The sequence below is a fragment of the Thalassospira profundimaris genome, assembly GCF_003326755.1.
GTDB lineage: Bacteria > Pseudomonadota > Alphaproteobacteria > Rhodospirillales > Thalassospiraceae > Thalassospira > Thalassospira profundimaris_B.
The window spans coordinates 47250-70917 of the sequence record NZ_JPWH01000008.1 but is presented as its reverse complement, the minus strand read 5'-3'; the positions used below and the strand labels follow the sequence as shown (position 1 = coordinate 70917).

20 protein-coding genes and 1 pseudogene are annotated in these 23668 nt (G+C 55.8%); 10 read left to right on the top strand and 11 right to left on the bottom strand.

What is annotated here, in order from left to right:
* The first annotated feature begins 290 nt into the window (after positions 1-290).
* Together TH25_RS11040 and TH25_RS11035 are read left to right on the top strand one after the other, a co-directional pair.
* Positions 291-2180 carry an ABC-F family ATP-binding cassette domain-containing protein gene (locus TH25_RS11040; protein ID WP_114088478.1) on the top strand — a complete coding sequence of 630 codons (1890 nt, stop codon included), beginning with the start codon at positions 291-293 and terminating at the stop codon, positions 2178-2180.
* A gap of 96 nt (positions 2181-2276) precedes the next feature.
* Positions 2277-2861 carry a GNAT family N-acetyltransferase gene (locus TH25_RS11035; RefSeq protein WP_114088477.1) on the top strand — a complete coding sequence of 195 codons (585 nt, stop codon included), beginning with the start codon at positions 2277-2279 and terminating at the stop codon, positions 2859-2861.
* Positions 2862-2899: 38 nt separating this feature from the next.
* Here the strand turns inward: TH25_RS11035 and TH25_RS11030 are convergent, their stop codons facing one another.
* Positions 2900-3922: a LysR family transcriptional regulator gene (locus tag TH25_RS11030; protein ID WP_258549116.1), complete on the bottom strand. Its 1023-nt coding sequence runs from the start codon at positions 3920-3922 to the stop codon at positions 2900-2902.
* On the opposite strand from TH25_RS11030, the gene TH25_RS11025 reads away from it, so the two are divergent.
* Entirely contained in the window at positions 3921-4931 is a 1011-nt protein-coding gene (locus tag TH25_RS11025) for a carbon-nitrogen hydrolase family protein (RefSeq protein WP_114088476.1), read from the top strand. The two genes, TH25_RS11030 and TH25_RS11025, sit on opposite strands and share 2 nt — an antisense overlap.
* Positions 4932-5012: 81 nt before the next feature.
* Here TH25_RS11025 and TH25_RS11020 read toward each other — a convergent pair whose 3' ends face one another.
* From TH25_RS11020 to TH25_RS11000, 5 genes and pseudogenes are all read right to left on the bottom strand, one after another.
* Positions 5013-5801, bottom strand: a complete 789-nt coding sequence (locus TH25_RS11020; protein WP_114088475.1) for a MetQ/NlpA family ABC transporter substrate-binding protein — start codon at positions 5799-5801, stop codon at positions 5013-5015.
* A 54-nt stretch (positions 5802-5855) separates the two neighbouring features.
* Positions 5856-6515 carry a methionine ABC transporter permease gene (locus TH25_RS11015; protein ID WP_114088474.1) on the bottom strand — a complete coding sequence of 220 codons (660 nt, stop codon included), beginning with the start codon at positions 6513-6515 and terminating at the stop codon, positions 5856-5858.
* A 111-nt stretch (positions 6516-6626) separates the two neighbouring features.
* Positions 6627-7355, bottom strand: a pseudogene (locus TH25_RS11010) (methionine ABC transporter ATP-binding protein); the annotation flags it as partial.
* 301 nt (positions 7356-7656) lie between these two features.
* Complete coding sequence (locus TH25_RS11005) at positions 7657-8112, bottom strand: DNA polymerase III subunit chi (RefSeq protein ID WP_114088473.1); 456 nt, start codon at positions 8110-8112, stop codon at positions 7657-7659.
* Positions 8113-8196: 84 nt separating this feature from the next.
* Complete coding sequence (locus TH25_RS11000; RefSeq protein ID WP_114088599.1) at positions 8197-9666, bottom strand: leucyl aminopeptidase; 1470 nt, start codon at positions 9664-9666, stop codon at positions 8197-8199.
* Positions 9667-9964: 298 nt separating this feature from the next.
* On the opposite strand from TH25_RS11000, the gene TH25_RS10995 reads away from it, so the two are divergent.
* Both TH25_RS10995 and TH25_RS10990 read left to right on the top strand, forming a co-directional pair.
* The gene (locus TH25_RS10995) at positions 9965-11302 is read left to right on the top strand and encodes a lipase family protein (protein WP_114088472.1); all 1338 of its coding nucleotides are present in this window, start codon (positions 9965-9967) and stop codon (positions 11300-11302) included.
* A gap of 193 nt (positions 11303-11495) precedes the next feature.
* Entirely contained in the window at positions 11496-12728 is a 1233-nt protein-coding gene (locus TH25_RS10990) for an NnrS family protein (RefSeq protein WP_114088471.1), read from the top strand.
* 31 nt (positions 12729-12759) lie between these two features.
* On the opposite strand, the gene TH25_RS10985 is transcribed toward TH25_RS10990, so the two are convergent.
* The 3 genes from TH25_RS10985 to TH25_RS10975 form a co-directional block, all read right to left on the bottom strand.
* Positions 12760-13248, bottom strand: a complete 489-nt coding sequence (locus tag TH25_RS10985; RefSeq protein ID WP_181847561.1) for a GNAT family N-acetyltransferase — start codon at positions 13246-13248, stop codon at positions 12760-12762.
* Between the two features lie 112 nt (positions 13249-13360).
* Positions 13361-14449 carry an AmmeMemoRadiSam system radical SAM enzyme gene (gene amrS / locus TH25_RS10980; protein ID WP_114088469.1) on the bottom strand — a complete coding sequence of 363 codons (1089 nt, stop codon included), beginning with the start codon at positions 14447-14449 and terminating at the stop codon, positions 13361-13363.
* Between the two features lie 46 nt (positions 14450-14495).
* Positions 14496-15245 carry a hypothetical protein gene (locus TH25_RS10975; RefSeq protein WP_147253009.1) on the bottom strand — a complete coding sequence of 250 codons (750 nt, stop codon included), beginning with the start codon at positions 15243-15245 and terminating at the stop codon, positions 14496-14498.
* Positions 15246-15341: 96 nt separating this feature from the next.
* Between TH25_RS10975 and amrB the strand changes: the two genes are divergently transcribed.
* Entirely contained in the window at positions 15342-16826 is a 1485-nt protein-coding gene (gene amrB, locus TH25_RS10970) for an AmmeMemoRadiSam system protein B (protein ID WP_114088467.1), read from the top strand.
* Between the two features lie 90 nt (positions 16827-16916).
* The gene (gene cysQ / locus TH25_RS10965) at positions 16917-17732 is read left to right on the top strand and encodes a 3'(2'),5'-bisphosphate nucleotidase CysQ (protein ID WP_114088466.1); all 816 of its coding nucleotides are present in this window, start codon (positions 16917-16919) and stop codon (positions 17730-17732) included.
* A gap of 77 nt (positions 17733-17809) precedes the next feature.
* Here cysQ and TH25_RS10960 read toward each other — a convergent pair whose 3' ends face one another.
* Complete coding sequence (locus TH25_RS10960; protein WP_114088465.1) at positions 17810-18718, bottom strand: LysR substrate-binding domain-containing protein; 909 nt, start codon at positions 18716-18718, stop codon at positions 17810-17812.
* Positions 18719-18815: 97 nt separating this feature from the next.
* Between TH25_RS10960 and TH25_RS10955 the strand changes: the two genes are divergently transcribed.
* A complete protein-coding gene (locus TH25_RS10955; protein ID WP_114088464.1) occupies positions 18816-19322 on the top strand; it encodes a DMT family transporter in 507 nt (168 codons plus the stop codon).
* Between the two features lie 320 nt (positions 19323-19642).
* On the opposite strand, the gene TH25_RS10950 is transcribed toward TH25_RS10955, so the two are convergent.
* Complete coding sequence (locus TH25_RS10950; RefSeq protein ID WP_114088463.1) at positions 19643-20830, bottom strand: MFS transporter; 1188 nt, start codon at positions 20828-20830, stop codon at positions 19643-19645.
* Between the two features lie 261 nt (positions 20831-21091).
* Here TH25_RS10950 and TH25_RS10945 point away from each other — a divergent pair, with 261 nt between their 5' ends.
* Together TH25_RS10945 and TH25_RS10940 are read left to right on the top strand one after the other, a co-directional pair.
* Positions 21092-22084: an L-threonylcarbamoyladenylate synthase gene (locus TH25_RS10945; protein WP_181847559.1), complete on the top strand. Its 993-nt coding sequence runs from the start codon at positions 21092-21094 to the stop codon at positions 22082-22084.
* 107 nt (positions 22085-22191) lie between these two features.
* Positions 22192-23649 (top strand): FAD-binding oxidoreductase, encoded by a 1458-nt coding sequence (locus tag TH25_RS10940; protein ID WP_114088462.1) that lies wholly within the window; start codon positions 22192-22194, stop codon positions 23647-23649.
* Positions 23650-23668: the final 19 nt, after the last annotated feature.

Sequence of the window (23668 nt, the reverse complement as noted above, 5' to 3'; positions counted from 1 at the left end):
CTTGTAAAATTTCATTACCCCCAAGACAGGTTGGCGCTATATAAACGTCCTGACCGGTCAACGCAACACATAGTTAACCTTTCGCATCACAGCTCTGCGTTTCACGCAACGGCGCACAATCAGCCCTGCGGTTGCCAGCCCTGCATAAATGCCCGCTTTTCTGCGCCCTTGCCGCGGCGATGCCGATGCGCAAACAGCTGCGTTACAATTTGAAGAATCCTTGCCTAACGGCCAGCCCTGCCCTATTGAAGGTCAGACGAAACAACAGATTCCCTAATACAGGCGCCGTTATGCTGAATATATCGAACGTCACCTACCGCATCGGCGGCCGGGTGATCCTGGATCAAACCAGCCTTACCATCCCGGCCGGCCACAAGGTTGGCCTGATCGGCAGCAATGGTGCGGGGAAATCAACGCTTCTGAAACTGATCGCAGGCCAGCTTTCGCTTGATGGCGGCGACATTACGCTGAATGCCCGGGTGCGCATGGGTATGGTCTCCCAGGAGGCCCCTGCCGGGTCGCGCTCCCTGCTTGATACCGTACTGGCCGCCGATACCGAACGCGCATCCCTGCTGGCCGAGGCCGAAACCGCGACCGATGGCCACCGCATTGCCGAAATCCATACCCGCCTGGCCGATATTGATGCCCACACCGCCGAGGCGCGCGCGGCTGCCATTCTGTCGGGTCTTGGTTTTGATGCCGAGGCCCAACAGCGCCCCTGTGATGATTTCTCCGGTGGCTGGCGCATGCGTGTGGCCCTGGCCGCCACGCTGTTTTTACAGCCCGACCTGCTGTTGCTCGACGAACCGACCAACCACCTGGACCTTGAAGCCACCATCTGGCTGGAACAGTATTTGATCAGCTATCCCGGCACGATCATCCTGGTCAGCCATGATCGCGATCTTTTAAACCGGGTGGCAAAACAGATTGTGCATTTGCATAACGCGCAACTAACGCTTTATGGCGGCAATTACGACAAATTCGCCAAAACCCGGCGCGAGCAAATGGAGCTTGCCTCCAAGCAATATGAAAAGCAGATCGCGCAGCAAAAGCACCTTCAATCCTTCATCGACCGTTTCCGCGCCAAGGCCAGCAAGGCCAAACAGGCGCAAAGCCGTATCAAGATGCTGGAAAAAATGGGCCCGGCCATCGCCGTGGTCGAAGATAAATCCATCAGCTTTGATTTTCCCAGCCCGCAGGAACTGCCCCCGCCCCTGATCACCATTGATCATGGCGAGGTTGGCTATAACGGCAAGGCGGTGCTGCGCAACCTGAATTTGCGCATCGACATGGATGACCGCATCGCCCTTTTGGGGGCCAACGGGAACGGTAAATCGACCCTGGCAAAGCTTTTGTCTGACAAACTGGACCTGATGGCGGGCGAAAAGAAAGCATCCAGCAAGCTTCGCATTGGCTATTTCGCCCAGCACCAGACCGACGAGCTGATCCTGGAAAACACCCCCTATGATCACCTTGCCGCCCTGATGCCCGATGCGATTGAAAGCAAGGTGCGTGCCCAGCTTGGCCGTTTCGCCTTTGAAGGCGACAAGGGCAACACCAAGGTTAAAAACCTGTCGGGCGGGGAAAAGGCACGGTTGCTGTTTGCCCTGATGACACTGGATGCGCCGCATCTTCTGATCCTCGACGAACCGACCAACCACCTTGATATTGATGCCCGCGATGCCCTGAACCACGCGCTGAACAATTACGAAGGGGCGGTGATCATCATCAGCCACGATCCCTATTTGATCGAGGCCTGTGCGGACCGCCTGATTCTGGTGGCCGATGGCACGGTGACAAACTTTGATGGCGATGTGAACGAATATCGCCAATACCTGCTGGACCGCGCCCGGGCAGACCGCAAGGCAGGCAAGGAGAATGCCCAGACGCCGGAACAAAAGCGCGACCGCAAGGCCGAACGCCAGGCTGCCGCCGAAAAACGCAAAAACGCGGCCCCCTTGCGCAAGGAAATCGAAAAGCTGGAAAAGCAGATGGCGCAATGCACCACCAAAATTGCCGCCATCGAAGCCGAACTGGCCGATGAAAGCCTGTATAGTTCGGGCAATAGCGAGCGTTTGAACAAGCTGCAAATTGATATGGCAAAGATCAAATCCGATCTGGCCGAAACCGAAAATGTCTGGCTTGAAAAACAGGAAGAATATGAAGGGCTAGTGGCCTAACGCGCCCCTATCCCCTTATAAACGCTTGCCAGTTTAACCAACAGGCCGCACAAATACCCGCCCGCATGTGGCGGGTCTTTTTTATGCGAGGATCCGATGCCAAATGCCGCCAACAATCCGGTTCTGATACACCATCCTCGCATCACCCTGCGTGATTTCACACCTGCCGATGGCGAGGGTTTTGTTGCCTATCAAATGGATGCCCGCTATCGCGCCCTTTATCACCAGCCCGACAGCGCCGAAACCCGCGCCACCAGCACGGCCCTTTTTCAGCGTTTTTTAGGCTGGCAGAGCGAAACACCGCGCCAGAATTTCCAGATTGGCATTTTTGATGGCAAAACCGGTGCAATCCTGGGCTGCATCGGCCTGCGCCAGCAGGATATGCCCGCTCATGTCGCGGTTATGGGCCTGGAACTGGCCCCGGCCTGCTGGGGGCGATACCGGCTGGCATTGGATGCCATTACCCTGATGCTCGATTACGGATTTACCCAACTGGGCCTTGCTACCATTACTGGGTCAACCGGTAATGGCAACCGCCGCATCACCCACCTTGCCACCTGGTTTGGCGCCACCCTGACGCAAAGCCGCTCCGGCCCGGACTGGATGACCCAAAAAGGCTGGCACGAAGTGGATTGGTCGCTGACCCGTGAGGCCTGGCTGGCAAGAAATAATGCGACATAAACCAGCATAAAGCACAGACCACTCGCAAGGTCGCTTGCCTAAATATCGCCAGCCACATGGGTCCGAACGGCTTCGCGAACCAGCCCACGCATCCACGCCACAGCCGGGTCGTCCTGCATTTCGCGCCGCCACACCAGCGACACGGGATAGCGCCCCAAATCCAGTGGCGGCGGGCATGTTTGCAAACCGCTGATCCGTGCCAACGCCATTGCCGCATGGGTCGGAATGGTGGAAACCGCCGCCACCCCATGCAAAAACGAGGGCACGGCGGCAAACTGGGTGAGGCCGGTCTGGATTTTGCGGCTGCGTCCCAGTGGGCGCAGTTTTTCATCGACAATGCCTTCGCGCCCGGAATAGGAAATCAGGACATGCGGCAGGGCCAGATAATCATCCAACGACAAGGGCAGATCACAACCACACGCCTTTGCATCAAAAAGGCAGGCATAGCCCGATTGTGCCACCTGCTGTGCCATCAGCCAGGACCGCTCCGGCGGGCGGGCAATCACCGCCAGGTCCAATTCGCCGGTTTCGAGCATTTTTTCCACGGTATGGCGGTTGCTTTGATGGAAGGAGACCGAAACATTCGGCGCATCTTCCAACAACCGCCGGGAAACAGCCGGGCCTACCGCCAACTGAAAATCGTCCGACATGCCCAGCGAGAAATGATGTACCGCCGCTGCCGGATCAAATTCCTGCCCGCGGCCAAAGGCTCCGCGAATAAGCAACGCGCCCTGCTCAATGCTTTTTGCCATCTCGATCGCACGCGGGGTTGGCTGCATCGCGCCACGAGTGCGCACAAATAACGGGTCCCCTGCCGCGTCGCGCAAACGCGCCAAGGCCGCACTGATCGCCGACTGGCTTAACGATAAACGGTCCGCCGCCTTTGACACACTTCGTTCCTGCCAGATCGCCATGAAGGCAATGGCCAGGTTAAAATCAAAACGCGCAATATCATTTAAATTGATAGTTTGAACCATAAACAGCAATTTGACTGATAAAAATACCCCCGTCAAGATAACCGGCATGACCATCCCCCGCATATCAGGCAGCAGGTTTTCCATGTCGCAATCGCCCGTAAACTCCCATTCTTCATCGCAACATCGTGTTGCTGTCATTCAGGCCGGAACATCGCTTTTTGATACCCCACGCACACTTGAACGCATGTCCGCCCTGTGCGAGGAAGCCCGGCAAAACAGTGTTGAACTGGCGGTTTTTCCCGAGGCCTATGTGGGCGGATATCCCAAGGGGCTGGATTTTGGCGCGCGTGTTGGCACCCGGAGCGAGGCAGGCCGCGACGATTATTTGCGTTACTGGAAATCCGCCATCGAGGTGCCTGGCCCGGAATGCCGCACGATTGGCAGCTTTGCCGCCAAGATGAAGGCGTATCTGGTAACGGGCATTATCGAGCGCGACAAAGGCTCGCTTTATTGCGCGGTTCTGTTTTTCGGCCCGGATGGCAGTCTTCTGGGCAAACGCCGCAAATTGATGCCCACCGCCAGCGAAAGGCTGATCTGGGGCCAGGGCGATGGTGCCACCCTGCCGGTTTTCAAAACCCAGATTGGCAATATCGGGGCGGCGATTTGCTGGGAAAACTACCTGCCACTGTTACGTCAGACCTATTATAACAAAGGCATCAATATCTGGTGCGCGCCCACGGTTGATGAACGGGAAATCTGGCAAACATCCATGCGCCATATCGCCTATGAGGGCCGCACCTTTGTGCTGAGCGCCTGCCAATATATGACGCGCACCGATGCACCAGAGGATTATGACTGCCTGCAAGGCAATGACCCCAACACGGTCCTGATTAAGGGAGGCAGCGTGATTTTCGACCCGATGGGCAACCGCCTGACCGACCCTGTCCTGGACCGCGAAGCCGTTATCTGGGCCGACATCGATACCGATCAGTGCATTCGTGGCCGATACGACCTGGACGTTGCGGGCCATTATGCCCGGCCCGATGTGTTTTCGTTGCATGTCAACGAAACGGCATTTCCGTCACACGCACCCATATCGGTGCCGGAATCAGATACACCGCCAAATCCGGTCGAGGGCGATCCTGCGCCCTAAAACCGCCTTCCCCAAAAATAAAACAGCCCCGGCAGATCAATGCCGGAGCTGAATGATTTGGTCGCTTGTCAGACCGGTATCTTAGAATACCGGAACCACGGCCCCATCGTATTTCTTGTTGATGAAATCACGGATGGTATCCGAGTTATAGGACTCAACCAGGGTTTTCACCCAGGGCTTGTCCTTGTCTTCGGTGCGCGTCACAATGACATTGGCGTAGGGGCTGTCTTTGCTTTCAATCGCAATTGAATCGCGGGTCGGGTTCATGCCGGCTTCGATCGCATAGTTGGTATTAATCGCAGCGGCATCCACATCGGCCAGCGAACGCGGAAGCTGTGCGGCATCAAGCTCGATGAAATCAAAACCCTTGGGGTTTTCCGTCACATCCAGCGGACTGACAACCAGGCCCGCATCCGGGTCAACCTTGATCAGGCCTTTTGCCTGTAACAGAAGCAGGGCACGACCGCCATTGGTCGGATCATTGGGGATCGCGATTTTGGCACCGTCGGGCAGGTCATTCAGGCTTTTGAATTTGTCGGAATAAATGCCCATCGGGGTGACAAAGTTATAACCGACAACCGACAGCTTGTAGCCGCGATCCTTGATCTGGTTATCAAGGTAAGGCACATGCTGGAAGCTGTTGGCATCCAGGTCGCCATCATCCAGCGCCTGGTTGGGCAGCACGTAATCGGTAAAGGTAATGATGTCGAGCTTCAAGCCCTTTTCAGCCGCCACCTTGGCGACCTGTTCCATGATTTCTTCGTGTTCACCAGCGGTTACACCGATCTTGATTTCGTCCTGGGCAAAGGCCGGAATGGCAAGGCTGGCCGTCAGAATAATCGCGGCACTCAGGGATTTAAGAATCCGCATGGATAGCTCCTTTTAGCTGCATTTAAACGGAAAATGCGGGAAGTTTTAAAATCGTCAGATATTGCGTTTATCCGCCCGGCGCGCCAGATGGTCGCCCAGCATTTGCACCGCCTGCACCACCACAATCAGGGTGATCACAACCGCGGCCATCACATCGGGGCGGAAACGCTGATAGCCATAACGAATGCCAAGGTCGCCCAGGCCCCCGGCCCCGACAGCCCCCACCATTGCCGAATAGCCAATCAGGGTGACAGCCGTCAACGTCAGGCCGTGAATGATGCCCGGCAGGGCTTCGGGCAACAAAACCTTGATCACCACCTGAAGCGGGCGCGCCCCCATCGCATGGGCGGCTTCGCTCAGGCCGCTGTCAACCTCGCGCACGGCCCCTTCGATGATGCGGGCAATAAACGGGATGGCCGCCACGGTTAACGGCACAATCGCGGCCGAGGTGCCAATTGATGTGCCAACCAGTAACCGGGTAAAGGGAATGATCGCGACGGCCAGAATGATAAACGGCACAGAGCGCGTGGCATTGACAATCGGCCCGATGGTTTTTTGGAAAACCGGCGCTTCAAACAGTTCGCCCCGGCCCGATGTTGCCAGCAACACCCCCAAAGGCAACCCGATCGCGGTGCCAATGGCAAGGGAGGCAAACACCATATAAAGGGTTTCCAGTGTCGCCTGCCCCAAAATGGGAAGAAGTGTGGACCACATGGCTTACCCCTCCGTTCCGTTAGAAAGCGTTTGCGCCACCGGCCCCGACGAAACCGGAGAAGCGGAAACACCTGCCGGATGTGCCGGCTTGAAATCCAGAAATTCATCGGCCAGCAGGGATTGTGTCGTCGGGTGTTGCGGGTCGGCAAAAATACCCTCGACCGCGCCCTGTTCAACGATCACGCCGCCATCCATGACCGCAACCCGGTCACATAGCTGTTTGACCACCGCCATTTCATGGGTGATGACCACCATCGTCAGACCCAGGCGTTTGTTAATATCGCGCAGCAATGACAGGATCTGCCGGGTGGTTTCCGGGTCCAGGGCCGATGTCACCTCGTCACACAAAACAACCTTGGGGTTGCTCGAAAGCGCCCGCGCAATGCCGACACGCTGTTTCTGCCCGCCCGAAAGTTCGGCAGGGTAACGGTCGCGCTTGTCTTCCAAACCAACCAGCGGCAAAAGCGGATCAATGGCAGCAGCAATTTCGGCCTTGCTGGCCCCGGCCAGTTCCAGTGGCAGGGCGATATTGTCATACACCGTGCGCGAAGAAAGCAGATTGAAATGCTGAAACACCATGCCAAGTTGGCGACGAAATAACGGCAAATCCCGCTTTGACAGCGTCGTCACATCGGTGCCATCCACAATGACGCTGCCCGATGTCGGCCGTTCCAGCAAATTGATACAGCGGATAAGGGTGGACTTCCCCGCGCCCGAGCGGCCAATAACGCCGACAATCTCGCCTGCTGCAATATCAAGGTCGATACCGCGCAAGGCAACATGTTCCGGGCTGCCCCGACGGGCAGGATAAGTCTTGTGGACGTTCGAGAGCCTGATCATGGTCCCAACCTTTCCGAACATAAAAAAACCGCCGCGGCATTTCCGAGGCGGTCGTACATCCGGAGCGTGCACGCCCTCTCGCTTTAGCCGCATTTTTATCGCGCCCGCAAGCTGAGGAGCAAATCGGCGCGTTGAATGGCGCTGATATAAACATGCCTGAACCTGTATTTCAACGCCTGACCATATGCGTTTTACGCATGGCATGTATGAATCGCAAACGAATAACACTTATTTTTTGTTATTCATGGTGAATAATCAAATCAGATAACACCACATCAAACAGGGATCTTACGCCCTATTGTCAGCTTTCGGCCTTCTTTTCCCACGAACCGCCGGGTGTTTGCTGCCAGTAGGACAGCTTGTGCCCGGCTTCCTTCCAGCTTTTCCAGCGGGTGCGGGCCTCGGCCACGGCATCGTGGTCGCGGTCATCAAACAGCATGATCACCCGTTCATAATCGGCCAGTTTTTCGCTATTGGCCCGGTCGGTCAAAAACAGGAATTGGGCACCATTGGGGTTTTCATCGCCAACGGTCAGCCAGACAGGCTGCAATTCCGCATCGCCATCCTGCGCACTGCCATGCGGCAACCAGCTGTTTTTATCATAGGTCCAGAGCAGGGTATTCAGCGCCTCCAGCCGTGCATCATTGCTGGTCATCACCACAGCACGTTTTTCCCGCTCCATTGTTTTAAACAACAGGGTCGGCAAGGCCCGTTCCAGCGGGGTGTTGGTCAGGTGGTAGAACCAGATGTCGCTCATGACGCAATCGTAAATCGGCTGTGGGTATCGTTGCAAAGGAAAACCGGGGCAAGGTTGCCCCTGCCCCGGTTGATCCCGTCAAAATCAGGCTTCGTGGTTATCGGCCACAAAACGGTCGAGCAGGCGCACGCCATAACCGGTGGCGCCTTTCGGCGTTACTTCGCTGTCCTTGGTGGCCCAGGCCATTGCCGCAATATCCAGATGCGCCCACGGGCGATCCTTGGTGATAAAGCGTTTAAGGAACTGTGCCGCCGTGATCGATCCGGCCGGACGACCGCCGACATTTTTCATATCGGCAATGTCGGATTTCAACTGATCATCATAAGCCTTGCCCAGCGGCAAACGCCAGACGGGTTCATTCACCGCCAGGCCCGCATTGGTGATCTGGCTGGAAAGATCATCATTGTTGGAAAACAGACCGGCATGTTCATGGCCGAGCGCAATAATGATCGCCCCGGTCAGGGTTGCCAGATCGACAATCAGGCTCGGATCATATTTTTCCTGCACATAGGTCAGCGCATCACACAGCACCAAACGGCCTTCGGCATCGGTATTGATGACTTCAATCGTCTGACCGGACATGGATGTGACCACATCGCCCGGACGCTGCGCAGTGCTTGATGGCATGTTTTCCACCAGGCCAATCACGCCAATCACGTTTGATTTGGCATTCCGGCCTGCCAGGGCCTTCATCAGGCCCGAAACAACACCGGCACCGCCCATGTCAAACTTCATGTCTTCCATACCGGCAGCGGGTTTCAGCGAAATCCCGCCGGTATCAAAGGTCACACCCTTGCCAACAAAGGCAATCGGCGCGTCTTTTTTCTTGCCACCATTCCAGCGCATCACCACCAGATAGGGCTTCTGTGCCGAACCCTGTGCAACACCCAGAAGTGCGCCCATGCCCAGCTTCTTCATTTCCTTTTCGTCAAGAACATCAATCTCGACGCCAAGCTTTTCCAGCGCCTTGACTTCATCAACGAAACTTGCCGGATACAGAATGTTGGAGGGTTCCGACACCAGATCGCGGGTGAAGAACACGCCATCAACCACTTTTTTGGCGTTTTCAAACTGCTTTTTGGCGTCTTTCGGTTCTTTGGTTGCCACCGCAACGGATTTAAGCGCGGGCTTGTCATCCTTGGTTTCGGTGGTGCGGTATTTGTCGAACCGGTAATCGCGCAGGGCGGCACCGGTGGCAAAATCGCTGGCAAGGTCGTCCATGTCAAAGAGGACAGTCACTTCCTTTTCACCGGTTCCCTGTGCAGCAACCGTGACCTGCCCGCCCAGTTTCTGGGCGGCAACCACGTCAAATTCGGCTTCGCTGCCAATGCCGACAACAATGACGCGCGACAGTTCGACATTTGCGGGTGAAAGGACCTGCAGGTTTTGCCCGAACTTGCCCTTGAAGGTCGATGCCTTGATCGCGCGGACAATGGCACCGCCGGTTGCCTCGTCGAGCGCAACGGCACTTGGCATCAGATCGCCGCCCTCGGTGGCAAAGGCCACAACCGCGCCGGAAGCCGGAACTGCGAGATCGGAAAAAGTGATCTTCATATCGGAAAGGACTCCTGAAATTTTCTGGGTCTGTGAATTGGTTTCGGCCCGCCACCCGTTTGCGGACATATCCCGTCCGGGTCAAAACCCGATCTCTCCAATTTAACGTGATGCCCGCCGAAAGAAAGGGTTATCCGAAAACAAGACGCAAAAAATCCTGTTGGCGCTGATGCTGGCATTGTTGCGCCGTATCCGGGAAGACAAACAGCTTCCACACAACAGCGCGGCTCATCCGTCATCAATCGCTGCATGATCATCCCTGATCCATCGAAAAACCGCAAAAAAACAGGAGCCGCTTATGTCAAACCAGAATAATAGAACCGACCCATACCAGGCGAGCATTTTCAATCTGTGCATGGCAGCCAATGCGGTTGCCGATATACCGACCTGTCAAACGGGATCCGATACCGAACTCACACACTATATGAAGGCGGCCCTGACAGGCGGCATCCTTCCCCAGACGTCCCTTCACGGGGTGTTCCATGATTATGACGGTCCGCCGCTACCGGGCTTTTTTGCCACGCAGAACAAATACCTTGCTGGCGGAGACTGGGACCTGGTGTGGGGACCGTGCGTCTATGTTGCCCCGCATAAAAAAGCGGGCTCGACCAAAGTGAATTATGCCATCAATTCAATGTATGTCGCCTACAGCCCGTCGCAAAATACCCATGTGGTTGCCATTGCCGGAACCAACCCGAAAAATGTGCAAAACTGGTTGACCGAAGATCTGGATGTCTCGGCCCGTCATACCGCCCTTTGGCCCCTGAAACTGCCGTTTTCCGTGGTGGATCATGATCCATACCCCAAAACCGACGCCCAGATTTCGGCGGGCACCGCAACAGGGATCAACGATTTGATATGCAATATGACCGACACGGCAACCGGCACAAACATCCAGGATTTTCTTGCCGGGATTGAAGCCACCCCAAACCCCGGCACGCTGGTTTTCACCGGCCACAGCCTTGGCGGGGCGCTGGCACCCGCACTGGCCTTTTATCTGTATCCCAATCCCGAACCAACAAAATGGGCCGCGATCAGGGTTTTTCCCTATGCCGGGGCCACGCCGGGCAATGACGTCTGGCTGACACAGTTTAACACCGCCTACCCTTCAACCACCGATGTCGTCAACGCCCATGATGTGGTACCCACCGCATGGAACAATATCCGCACTATTGTTTCTAAAAAAGCCACATTCTGGAGGGAATGCCCGCGATATGACAGCATCTTCACCGTGCTTGACGCTGAACTCGGCATCGAGATCAACGGCATGGTGGATATGGTCATCAAACGCCCCGCTGGCGTGGATTATGCCAATATTCCCCATCAGACCTTTGGCGGGGATACCGACGCCACCTGGGGCACCTATCGCTGGACGGAGACCAAAACGCCAAACGGCAAATTTCTGCTGAAATCCGATCCGCAATGGGTGAACTGGGCGGAAGGAACACGGGAAAAACCGATCACCAAAAACGCTCCGGCCATCCCGAATTCAACCGAAAAGCCGACATCAGCCCGGCAGATTGGCAATTTGATCATGGCGACCCATATTGCCCAATATTTTCAGGCACTCGGGGTTACGCCCATGCAATATCTGCCCGGGCTTGTCGATCCCAAATCCTTCACCTGCCAGAACTGACCGGGAAAATGCCCTTTACGCGGGACGGTGTGATGCAACTTGCCGTCCCGCTTGCGTTTTTCGCACATCCTGTTTTGCCCCTCGGAGGACTCAATGCAACGCTCCATCGGAAATTTGTCAAAAATCAATGCGGACAGGGCATAAACTGACAGAATGCACCTGATAATTGAAATCTTTCAATCAGGTACCGCCGATGACCCAGCGCCCCATTCCCATTTCGATTACAGAACCCGGATCCCGGTCCACCGGATCAATGGGACATCCCTTCTGGTCCGGGGCCTTTCGCCCGCTTTTTCTCTTTGCCGGTTTGCAGGCGATTATCGGGGTTGTCTGGTGGCTCGGTGCCATGATCCACGGGCTTTGGGCCCCGCAACTGGGCACCACATCGCTTTGGCATGCCCATGAAATGATTTTTGCCTTTGGAGGGGCTGCCCTTGGTGGCTTTCTGCTCACAGCGATTGCCAACTGGACCGGGCGACCGGCCCTGAAAGGCACGCCGATCATCGTGCTCACCACCCTGTGGCTGGCAGGCCGGGTGGCGATGGTTTTTGCCGCCCAAATCAATATTGCCTTATTGCTGGTGCTGGAGCTTGCCTATTACCTTGCCCTGTTGGGTCTTGCCGCACGCGAGCTGATTGCTGGTAATAACCGCCGTAACCTTAAAATCCTCGTCATTATCGGGCTTCTTGCCGTGATTGATGCAATGTTTGTGCTGGCCGCCTCCGATGCCATTCCGCTGGATGCCGAGCTGTTTCCACGGGCGGGTATTTTCATTTTTCTGCTGCTGATCGCGCTTATTGGCGGGCGCATCATTCCCGGCTTTACCCGCAACTGGCTGATGCGCAATGGCAAACTGCCCGCCATTGCCGAACCGGTTTCGTTTAACCGTTTTGATGCCCTGTGCATGGGGTCGCTGGTCGCCGCCATCGCCCTTGTCTTTACCCCGTGGCATCAGGGGGCTGCCGTTATGCTGATGGCAAGCGGGCTTTTGCATTTCACCCGCCTGTCGCGCTGGCGCGGTATTCACACCTTTGCCGATCCGCTGGTGATCATGCTGCATGCTGCCTATTTCTGGCTGCCGCTCAGTTTGCTGTTGATCGGATTTTCCATGCTGCGGCCAGACCTTTATGCCGTCAATGATGCCCTTCATGCTGGCGGGGCCGGGGCAATGGCCTGCATGATCATGGCGGTTGGCGGGCGCGCCGCCCTGGGCCATAGCGGGCGGCAACTTGTGGCCGGTAAAATCTTTACCTCCGCCTTCGCCCTGATCTGGCTGGCAACGGCATTGCGCCTGCTCGCCCCGATTTTCGGCGCCAGTTACCTCACCCTGCTGGCGGCGGCGACCCTGTGCTGGGTGGCAGGCTGGCTGCTGTTTTTACTGCGCTACGCCCCGGTTCTGATCGGCGCGCCGCTTAAAAAGGCCTGATCGAATAAAACTTCTTGGATGTGACGGAATGTCAAACCGGGCGGTCCAGCATCTCGTCACTCCAGAAACCCTCCGCACCATCAACACGACCCTTGATATATTCCACCTGCCCGCCATCGGCATCGCCGGTTAAAATCCAGCCATGCCGCTCATAAAATCCATGTGCGCGCACATTCGGGTTGGCATCGGTGGTCAGTGATATTTCCCGACATCCGTGATCAAACAGCCAGTCCTCCGCCACTTTCAACAGGGCCGATCCCACACCGCGCCCTTCAAAATCCGGGTCCACAAACAGCGCCCAAAGCGTGGCTTCCTTGGGTATGGCAATGGCAAAACCGGCAATATCATCGCCGATTTGCGCCACCCAAATCCCATAGCCTTCCTTAAACCAGCCCGGCCACGCGGCCCTGGTAATGCCGCGCGCGGCAAGCTCTGCCGGTGTCAGGGCATTTTCCCGCACCTTCAGGCGAATGGCAAAAACGGCATCTACATCGCTTTGTATTGCGGGTCGTATGTTCAATCGCACCATCCTGTATACCGGGCAGCCCCCTGCCAGCCCTTGGGAAAGGCTATAGCAGCCCGCGCGGTCCCCACCCATAATTGTTTATCATATAAAGCCAATTGGTGGGTGTTCACGTCGCCCTTCTGGCAGGCAGCAACCGCACCGGCTGGCGTTTGCGGCCCCACTGCCCCGGTTGCGCAGCAAACACCCCGGCACAGGCGGTTCCGCATTCGCTGCAATTGCCCTGTTCATCCAGCTTCCAGTCCGAAAGCTCATACCAGTCCCGGCCAATCAGGCGGGACTGGCAGTGATGGCAATAGGTGCTCGATGCCGCATGGTCATGCACATTACCGACATAGACATATCGCAACCCATTTTGCCGGGCGATGTCGCGCGCACGGGTCAGTGTGGTGGCCGGGGTGCGCGGCATGTCCATCATTTTCCAGTCCGGGTGAAAGGCGCTGAAATGCAGGGGCACATCGGGGCCAAGATGCGCCATGATCCAGCGTGTCATGGCGTCAAATTCATCATCGCCATCATTTTCACCGGGAATGATCAGATTGGTCAGTTCAAACCAGACCCCGGTTTCGCGTTTTAAATAAACCAGCGTTTCCAGCACATCCTCCAAATGGGCCGAACACAGCTTGTGATAAAACGCCTCGGTAAAGCCTTTCAAATCGACATTGGCGGCATCCATATGGCGAAAAAACTCCACCCTGGCTTCAGGCCCGATATAACCCGCCGTCACCGCAATGGTTTTAATCCCCGCCGCGCGGCAGGCCTTGGCCACATCCACCGCATATTCCAGAAAAATCACCGGGTCGTTATAGGTAAAGGCGACGGCCGAACAGCCCCACTGTTTTGCGGTTTGCACAATCATATCGGGGGTTGCCAGACTGCCCACCGCATCCATTTGCCGGGCCTTGGAAATTTCATGGTTCTGGCAAAACTTGCAGGTCAGATTGCACCCTGCCGTACCAAAGGACAAAACCGGGCTTCCGGGCAAAAAATGGTTCAGCGGCTTTTTCTCCACCGGGTCAATACAAAACCCCGATGACCGGCCCCAGGTGGTCAACACCACCTGGTCATTCTGCCGGGCACGGACAAAACAAAGCCCGCGCTGCCCCTCGCCCAGCTTGCAATAACGCGGGCAGACATCGCACTGAATGCGACCATCGGTGAGATGATGCCAGTAGCGACCATCAACGATAGATTGCATTTTAAGAATCCATTTTAACGATAAAATTATCTATTCAAAAAATAAACTATTTCGTCCCATCCTTTGCAATCTTTACATATCGCACATCCCCCCAATCAACCATACCGAGAAACTTTTGTTCCGGCGATCTAATCAACACTCCTCTTTCCATCGACCTCAACAACAAAACATCAGTCATCTGCACACCATCTTTAAACTGGACCAAAACATTTCCTTTTTTTGCAACAGCATCTCGTCGCGCTTCCAAATCTCCAACATATGCAACAACAGCAAACACTACAGGCAATAGTATAAAGACTGGTTTCCAAGGCTTCGGAAGCTGTTTCAACCACCCCCCTTCGTCAGAAACAAACACCATAAAAAGCAACCACACAAATGCACCAAAAATGAAATAATCGACAACATTCATCTCAAGAACGAAAATAAACAAAAATGAAATAACAATTAAAAAAGAAGACACAAAGAACTTAAAAAAAACAGAAAAAAGAAAATTGAATTTATAATAACCCCTTGGGGATTTGAAAGAAATACCCAAAAATTTTGCAACTCCAGAGAACCACCCCTTCAAATTAATTAAAATTATAGACCCAAAAGCCATTATAAAAAACCACAATAAAATCATGCCAATGGCCAAAGGCAACCACAATAAAGATAGATTCAAGAAATCCCATACAGACATCAGCGCCCACATCCCGCCTCCAATAGCATGAAAATAGAACCATTCATGCACAACTGACAGACAAAACGCGACTAAAGAAAAACCCAAAGAAATTTCAGAGATAGAACTTATCTTCATGCAGAGATCCCCACAGAAAACGATGTCTTTTTCATTTTACCTCAACCAGATATTCATCACATACTGATTTTCACGACCATAACACCGAGTTCACTCATGACTGTCATTCGCCCTGCCGCCATCGCCGGTCGTTTTTACCCCGCCGATGCCCAAACCCTGCGCAGCACCATTGCCAGCCTGATGGCACAGGCCGGGCAGCCGGGTGCGGATGCCGCCAGTCCCAAGGCGATTATCGTGCCCCATGCCGGGCTGGTTTATTCCGGGACCATCGCGGCCGATGGCTTTGCCACCATTCTGCCTGCGGCAGATAGCATTCGCCGCATCGTTATTATCGGCCCGGCGCACCGCATGGCGTTTCAGGGCATTGCCGTTGCCGATGCCACCGCCTTTGCCACCCCGCTGGGGAATGTGCCGGTGGATGAAGGGGCGATTAATGCCCTATTGGCCCTGCCACAGGTACAGCGACTGAATGCCGCGCATGTGCAGGAACACGGGCTGGAAATTGAACTGCCCTTTATCCAGCATATTTTTGCCCACCAGCCCGATGTCACCATCGTGCCCCTGCTGGTCAGCCGCTGTGCCGCGCATCAGGTGGAGGAAGTGGTTGAAAAATTGTGGGGCGGGCCGGAGACGCTGATTGTCATTTCATCGGATCTTTCGCATTTCCATGATGATGCCACCGCCCGCAAAATGGATGACCGCACACGGCAGTTGATCGAGAATTTCACCGCCGAAGAACTGGGTTTTGACGATGCCTGTGGGTGCCTGCCGATTGTCGGTTTGCTACGCGTCGCCCGCAAACGGGCAATGAAAGTGAAAACGCTTTCAATGCAAAATTCCAGCACTGCCAGCGGCGATACGTCTCGCGTGGTGGGCTATGGTGCCTGGGCGTTTTTTGACGGCAAAGCTGATGCTGCCCCACAAGACAGTCCGGAAGATGCCGCCGAAACAGATTTCGCCCACGGGACAGAGGCCATCATCAAACAACATGGGCGCGATATGCTGCGCCTTGCCAGTGCATCCATTCAGCATGGCCTTGCAAATAATGCGCCGCTGGCACCGGATATGGCGATGCTGCCGCCCGCGTTGCACAACGATGGGGCGTGTTTTGTCACGCTCAAACAGCAGGGCAATTTGCGCGGCTGCATTGGCTCCATCCTCGCCCATCGGCCCCTGGGGCAGGATATTTGTGAAAACGCTTTCAAGGCGGCCTTTGCTGATCCGCGTTTTGACAAAATCAGCGCGGCGGACCTGACAGGCGATCTTGCCATGTCGATTTCCGTGCTCTCCGCGCCCAAGCCCTTCCCGTTTCGCGACGAGGCCGATTTGATCGCCCGGCTGACCCCGTTTGAGGATGGCATTATATTAAGCGATGGCACCCGCCGGGGCCTGTTCTTACCGCAAGTGTGGGATCAATTACCCGACCCGCGCGACTTTTTGCGCCATCTAAAACGCAAGGCGGGGCTTTCGATGGATTACTGGTCCGATAGTTTACGCGCCCAGCGTTTTGTCACCCGTGGCATTGAAAGCAGCGATATTTTCCCCGGCGACAGCCTGTGGGCGCAATCCGGGCTGGAATAGGGGCTGGACCTTTGCCTGAAAATTGCCTAGGTCATCCCCATATATCCGCAAAGATCGTTGCCAAACCGCATGTCAGACAAAGGATTTCCCATGCCCCACGGCCTGCCCGCTGATGCCCAAGCCCTTGAAAACGGCCTGATCGAAATTGCCCGCAGGGCTGGCGCCGCGATCATGGAAATTTACAAAACCGAATTTGAAGTTCGCTCCAAGGACGATGCCTCGCCGGTGACAGAGGCAGATGAAGCTGCCGAAGCCATTATTCTGCCTGGTCTTCGTGCCCTGACACCCGATGTTAAAATCGTATCCGAGGAAAGCGTTGCGGCAGGCAATGTGCCCGATGTTTCCGCTGAGACGGATTTTTTCTGGCTGGTGGACCCGCTGGATGGCACCAAGGAATTTATCAAGCGTAATGGCGAATTCACCGTCAATATCGCGCTGATTGCCCAGGGTGTGCCGGTGATGGGCGTGGTCTATGCCCCGGCAATCGAAAAGCTGTATTTCGGCGGGCCGGATGGGGCCAGATTGATTGAAAATGACCTTGAACCGAAAATCACCGACATTTCCGTGCGCGACATACCCGATGCCGGGGTTGTGGTGGTGGGCTCCCGATCGCATGGCGACCCGGAGGCGATGAAGGCGTTCCTCGGCGATCTCAAGGTTCAGGAAATGCGCCCTGCGGGAAGCTCGCTTAAACTCTGCCTGGTCGCGCAAGGCGAGGCAGACCTTTACCCGCGCCTGGGTCGGACGATGGAATGGGATATTGGGGCCGGTCATGCCGTGCTGGCTGCGGCGGGCGGTGTGGTTGAAAACCTGGATGGCAGCCCGTTTGTCTATGGCAAGGATGGTTTCGCCAACCCGTTTTTCATCGCGCGCAGCCCGTCTGTACCCGTGACATATCAGGACTAGGCAACAAATTTTCATTTATTCGGCAGGGTGTTAACAATCCTGCCGAATAAAGGCCGATACGCGACAGCGCAAAAACATCAATCCGCCAGCAACCCGGCAACCATTTGGCGCAGCCATAGATGTGCCGGGTCGCTATCGCGCCTTTGATGCCAAATCTGGCGAAAGGCGAAGCTGGGAATATCAAAGGGTGGCGCAAAAACAAAAAGCCCGTCCAGATGATCCGGGGCTGGCACAATGCTGCGCGCCACGGTTAAAATCAAATCGGTCCCGCGCACCAGATCCACCGCAAGACTCCAGTGCGGAACAATCACCACATTACGACGAAATGCCCCCAATCGGCCCAGGGCGGCTTCAATTTCGTTCGCACTGGCACTATCGGCGTGCAAAGACACCAGAATATGGTCACAGGCCAAATAACGATCCAGGTTAATGTCCGCGCTCTCGGGAAAGTGGCCCTTGTCCGCCACACAAATGAATTCCTCGCGAAACAGCACCTGGTCACATATATCCACCCGCCTTTCGGGAAACACCCCGAGCGCCAGATCAATTTCGCCTTCAATAACCTGCGACTGCATGACCTCGCGCCCGGCCTGACCAACCACCAGGTCACAAAAAGGCGCATCCTTGCGCAACATCCTGATCAAGCGCGGCAATAAAAGGGTGGCCCCATAATCGGACATGGCAAGGCGGAAGGTACGGCGCGCTGTTGCCGGGTCAAAACCCGGAGTTTCCAACAGTTCCTGAAGCTGGCCCAAAATCGCGGCCAGTTCCGGTGCCAGGCTGCGGGCAAAGGGGGTGGCCTCCAGCCTTCCACCGCGCCGCACCAGCAACGGATCATCCAGCAACAGCCGCAACCGCCCCAGCGCGTGACTGACGGCAGGCTGGCTTTTATTGAGGCGCAGGGCCGCACGCGAAACATGCCGTTCCGCCAAAAGCGCATCAAGCACCACCAGAAGATTAAGATCAATCGCAGACAAGTTATTCATAAATCATATAATACAGGTTTGAAATACGAATTTCCATTCATCATTTGAATGATAGATAACATCCCGCATTGGCATTTCACCTTCGGGAGTTATCATCATGCAAAATATCTCGTCCGTTCTTTTGTTGGGATTTGCCCTTTTGGCCGGGGCTGTTGTGCCATTTCAGGCGGGGGCCAATGCGACCTTGGGCCGGATGCTGGGCCACCCGCTATGGGCGACACTGGTGTCACTTGCGGTCAGTATCGCCATTATCATTCCGGTGATGATGGGTTTTAAGGTCTCCGCCCCCACATTTTCCGGCACCTTCAAAGGGCCCTGGTGGATCTGGCTGGGCGGTGCGGCAGGCGTTATTTACATCACGGCTGCCTTGCTGCTGGCCCCCAAACTGGGCGCTACCAACTTCATTGTTGCCGTCATTGCCGGGCAAATGATTGCATCGCTTCTGATTGACCATTTTGGTCTGGTTGGCCTGCCGATAAAGCCGGTCAATCTGGCACGCATTTCCGGTGTGGTGATGATTTTACTGGGCCTGATCGTCACACAATGGGCAACGCAGCCTTCCCGTATATCTTCTCCGCCCTCAAAATCGATGTTCTCGCAATAAGGGTGCGGAAAAATTTTCACCTTCGACACGGCGCAAATATGCCGCATCGCAGCAAAACACCCGGATTCCATTTCACTATCATCACCCTATTCTGTTGGCGATGCACCATTTCGCGGGCAGATAAAAAGGCCATAGAACCCGCAGAAAACTTGACTTTTTGGCGGTTTTGTCGCACCATATAGTCATCGCCACACATTGTTGTAGGTGACGTAAACAGCCGCCGGAATCACGGCGACGCGGTTCGGGTCACTACCGCGGAGCGATACCGAACTAGAGCGTAAAAAGAGCCGTCCTTTAGGGGCGGCTCTGCGCTGTTTGGGTCACATTTTTGCCCGTTCTGTCATATGCCGTATCCACAGCAGCAATACCGACAGGCTGCCTGAAGACAAAACCAGCACCGGCAAGGCCCAACTGCCCATGATCACCAAAAGTGCTGTTCCCGCCGATGGGCCGACAATCGCACCCAGCGTATAACTTTGCGACACCAGCACCAAAACACCAACCTGATAACCTTCATTGCCGCGTCCGCTGGCCGCGATCAGCACCGCAGCGGTATAAAGGCCCGCCACCGCCATGCCGATGGCAAATTGTACCATTCCGGCAAAAACGCCATATCCCGACAGGGCCAAAGGCACAGCGCCCGCCAGCAACAGGGCAAAACACAGCCAGGCCAGTTTCACCGGCCCCGCTTTGTCAGACAGATAACCAATAACAGGCTGGCACACCGTGCCCCCAAAGACAAAAATTGCTGCCAACCACAGTCCGGCATCGGCAAGGCCGGTGTCGCGCTGCGCCTGCAGGGGCAAAACGGACAAAAAGCAAATCTCGATAAAGCCTGCAACAAAGGCGATTAACACCAGATCCCAATGATCAATCCAGCGCCGCAAGGTCGCCCCGGCCCCCTTTTTTGTTGAGGCCATTTCAAGGCGCGGAAAGGCAAAACCGCATAAAAGCGCAATAATCGCCGCCGCCAGCGCCAGGCCCGACATCATCCGAGCATCATCGCCAAACCAGCCAATCAGGATCGGTCCCAAAACAATGCCAAGGCCCATCAGGGTTTCATGAAAACCCACCACCCGACCGACTTTATTGGCCGGGGCCAATTGTACAATCAGGCCATCACACACCACCCAGCGCAAGATCAACCCCAACCCGGCAAACAGCGTTGCCGGAAGCACCCAAAGCGATTGCGGCGCAACCATCACCACCACGATCAGGGTAAAAAACGACACACCGCTGATCAAAAGCGGAATAACCGGGTGGGTTTTGCGCAAAATCGCCGCAACAAAAAAGCCGCCCATCAAATCGGCCAGCCAGTAAAGCGATAACATCATCCCGCCATGCCGCTCGCCCAACCCGGCATTGGTCAACGCCAGTGGCAACAGCGTATCGATCACGCCAATCTGAATGATTTGCGAGACAAACGACGCCAGATTAACCAGCGCCAATGGCAGGGCACCAGACGCCGAAAAGCTGAATTTCAAAAAATTAGACCCACGCACAGGCATCCGCGGCCCTCCTTGCGATGAATGACACCGTTGGGGGACCTGAGCGGGTGTTTGCAGCAGGCCAAAAAACAGGCAACACAGGCCTTCACACGCACCACGCGCGAACCATGATCAACCAGATGGTTCTTCCTGTGGCAAATACCTTAAATTGTAAGGATCATTCGATCAATTCAAACATCAATAAAGTCGGTTCCAGCTTGTCATTGCGGGCCATCATCGCTAGGTATTTCAGTATATTGCAATTTCATTGATGGTGGTGCCATGTCCCCCGCCCTGACCATACGTCCCTATTCCGAAGGTGCCCTGGCCCAGGCTGCGGGCAAATTGCGTGCGGGGGAGCTGGTGGCATTTCCCACCGAAACGGTTTACGGGCTGGGTGCGGATGCCACCAACAAGGATGCCGTTGCCGGTATTTTTGCCGCCAAGCAACGCCCGTCCTTTAACCCGCTGATCAGCCATTTCCCGGACCGTGACGCCGCCGCAAACCATGCGGTGTTTGATGAACGGGCCGATAAACTGGCGGCAGCCTTCTGGCCCGGTGCCCTGTCGCTGGTATTGCCCAAGCGCGATGACAGCACGATTTGCGAACTCACCACTGCTGGCTTGCCCAGCATTGCCGTGCGTGTGCCCGCCCACGATATGGCGCGTGCCCTTTTGCGCGCTGCCGGGCGCCCCATTGCCGCACCCTCGGCCAACCGCTCCGGGCGCATCAGCCCCACGACTGCCGGGCATGTTGCCGCATCGCTTGGAAATGCGGTTTCGATGATTCTGGATGGCGGACCGTGTGGCGTGGGCCTGGAAAGCACGGTGATTGACCTGACGACGGAGCGCGTTGTGATGTTGCGCCCCGGTGGCATCACCGCCGAGCAGATCAAGGCCGTGCTGGATTGCGATGTTGTGATGGCCGAAACCGACGACAACGCCCCCAAATCGCCAGGCATGATGACCAGCCATTATGCGCCGGGCCTGCCGGTGCGCCTGAATGCGACCGAACCCGATGCCGCGATTGGCGATGAAGCGTTGCTGGCCTTTGGCCCGGAATGCGCCACACGCGGCTTTGCCAAAATATTGTGGCTATCCAAAACCGGGGATGACCGCGAGGCCGCGGCCAACCTGTTTGCCCTGCTCCATCAGGCGGATCAAAGCCGGGTCAAGGGCATTGCCGTGGCCCCGATTCCCGATCACGGGCTGGGCATTGCCATTAATGACCGCATGAAACGCGCGGCTGCCCCGCGCATAGCAGCACAGGGCTAATCATCCGGCATTTGGCACTTGGCACTTGGCACTTGGCACTTAGTACATAGCCGTCCGTTACTGATTGCGCATATCCAAACACATATTCCACGATCACGGGGCTTTTCATGCCATCTTCGGTTCCGCCTAAGGGTTCCCATCCTGCCAGTTTCCTGCCCGCCGCACTTGTTAAACAGTTGCAGGCCGTTGTCGGGCCGCGCGGCTGGAGTATGGCCCCGGATGTGCTGGAAAAGCATAACAGCGAGGCACGCAATAAATTTACCGGGCAGGCAGAGCTTGTGCTTTATCCGGCCAGCACCCTTGAGGTCGCTAAATGTGTAAAGCTGTGCCACGACGCAGGCATTGCCCTGGTACCGCAGGGGGGCAATACCGGGCGTTGCGGCGGCGCGGTTGCCGATCAGGGGCAAATCCTGATCAATCTGGCGCGGATGGATAAAATCCTGGAAACCGATGCCCGCGACTTCACCATGACGGTGCAGTCTGGTGCCATCCTGCAAAACATCCAGCAGACCGCCGAAGAGCATGATCTGTTATTTCCGCTGAGCCTGGGCGCACAGGGCACCTGCCAGATTGGCGGTAATATTGCCACCAATGCGGGGGGGCTGAATGTTATTCGCTATGGCAATACCCGCGATCTGGTATTGGGGCTTGAGGTCGTGCTGGCCGATGGCACCATCTGGAACGGGCTTTCCAAGCTGCGCAAGGATAATACCGGCTATGACCTGCGCGACCTGTTTATCGGCGCAGAAGGCACGCTGGGCATTATTACCGCCTGCACCCTGAAACTGTTTCCGCGCCCGCGCCATCTTGCCACCGCCTGGGTAGCCCTGCCCAATGTGGAGGCCGCGCTGGACCTTTTGGCCCTGGCACGGCGCGATACCGGCGATGCCATTGCCGCCTTCGAGCTCATGAGCCAGTTTGCCCAGGATTTAGCTGTTCGCCATTTGCCAAATTGCGTCGCCCCGCTTCAAACCCGTGCCCCCTGGTATGCGATGATTGAAATAACATCCTCGCGCCCGAAAGATAATTTGCTGCCAGTACTGGAAAATGTTCTGGAATATGCGCTTGAGAGCGGATTTATTCTGGATGGAACGGTTGCACAATCGGAAAAACAGCGTACCAACCTGTGGGCCATCCGCGAAGGCATCCCGGAAGCCCAAACGCGCGAGGGCGGCAGCATCAAACATGATGTGTCCGTACCGGTTTCCGCCGTTCCCGCCCTGATTGAACGCGGCATTGAACAGGCGCAAAAGCGCATTCCCGGCATTCGTCCCTGCCCGTTTGGTCATGTGGGCGATGGCAATATCCATTTCAATTTCAGCCAGCCCGAAAACATGCCCAAGGCCGACTTTCTGACCCATTGGGATGCGCTTAACCGCGACATCCATGACATCGTGGCCGAACTGGGCGGATCGATCAGCGCGGAACATGGCATTGGCCGCCTGAAAGTCGCGGAACTGGAACATTATGCCGACATGGCCAAAATTCGCCTGCTAAAAACCCTTAAACAGGCGATTGACCCGGAAAACATCTTGAACCCCGGCAAGGTTGTCGCCCATAAGTAAATATGTGTTTTCACTAATA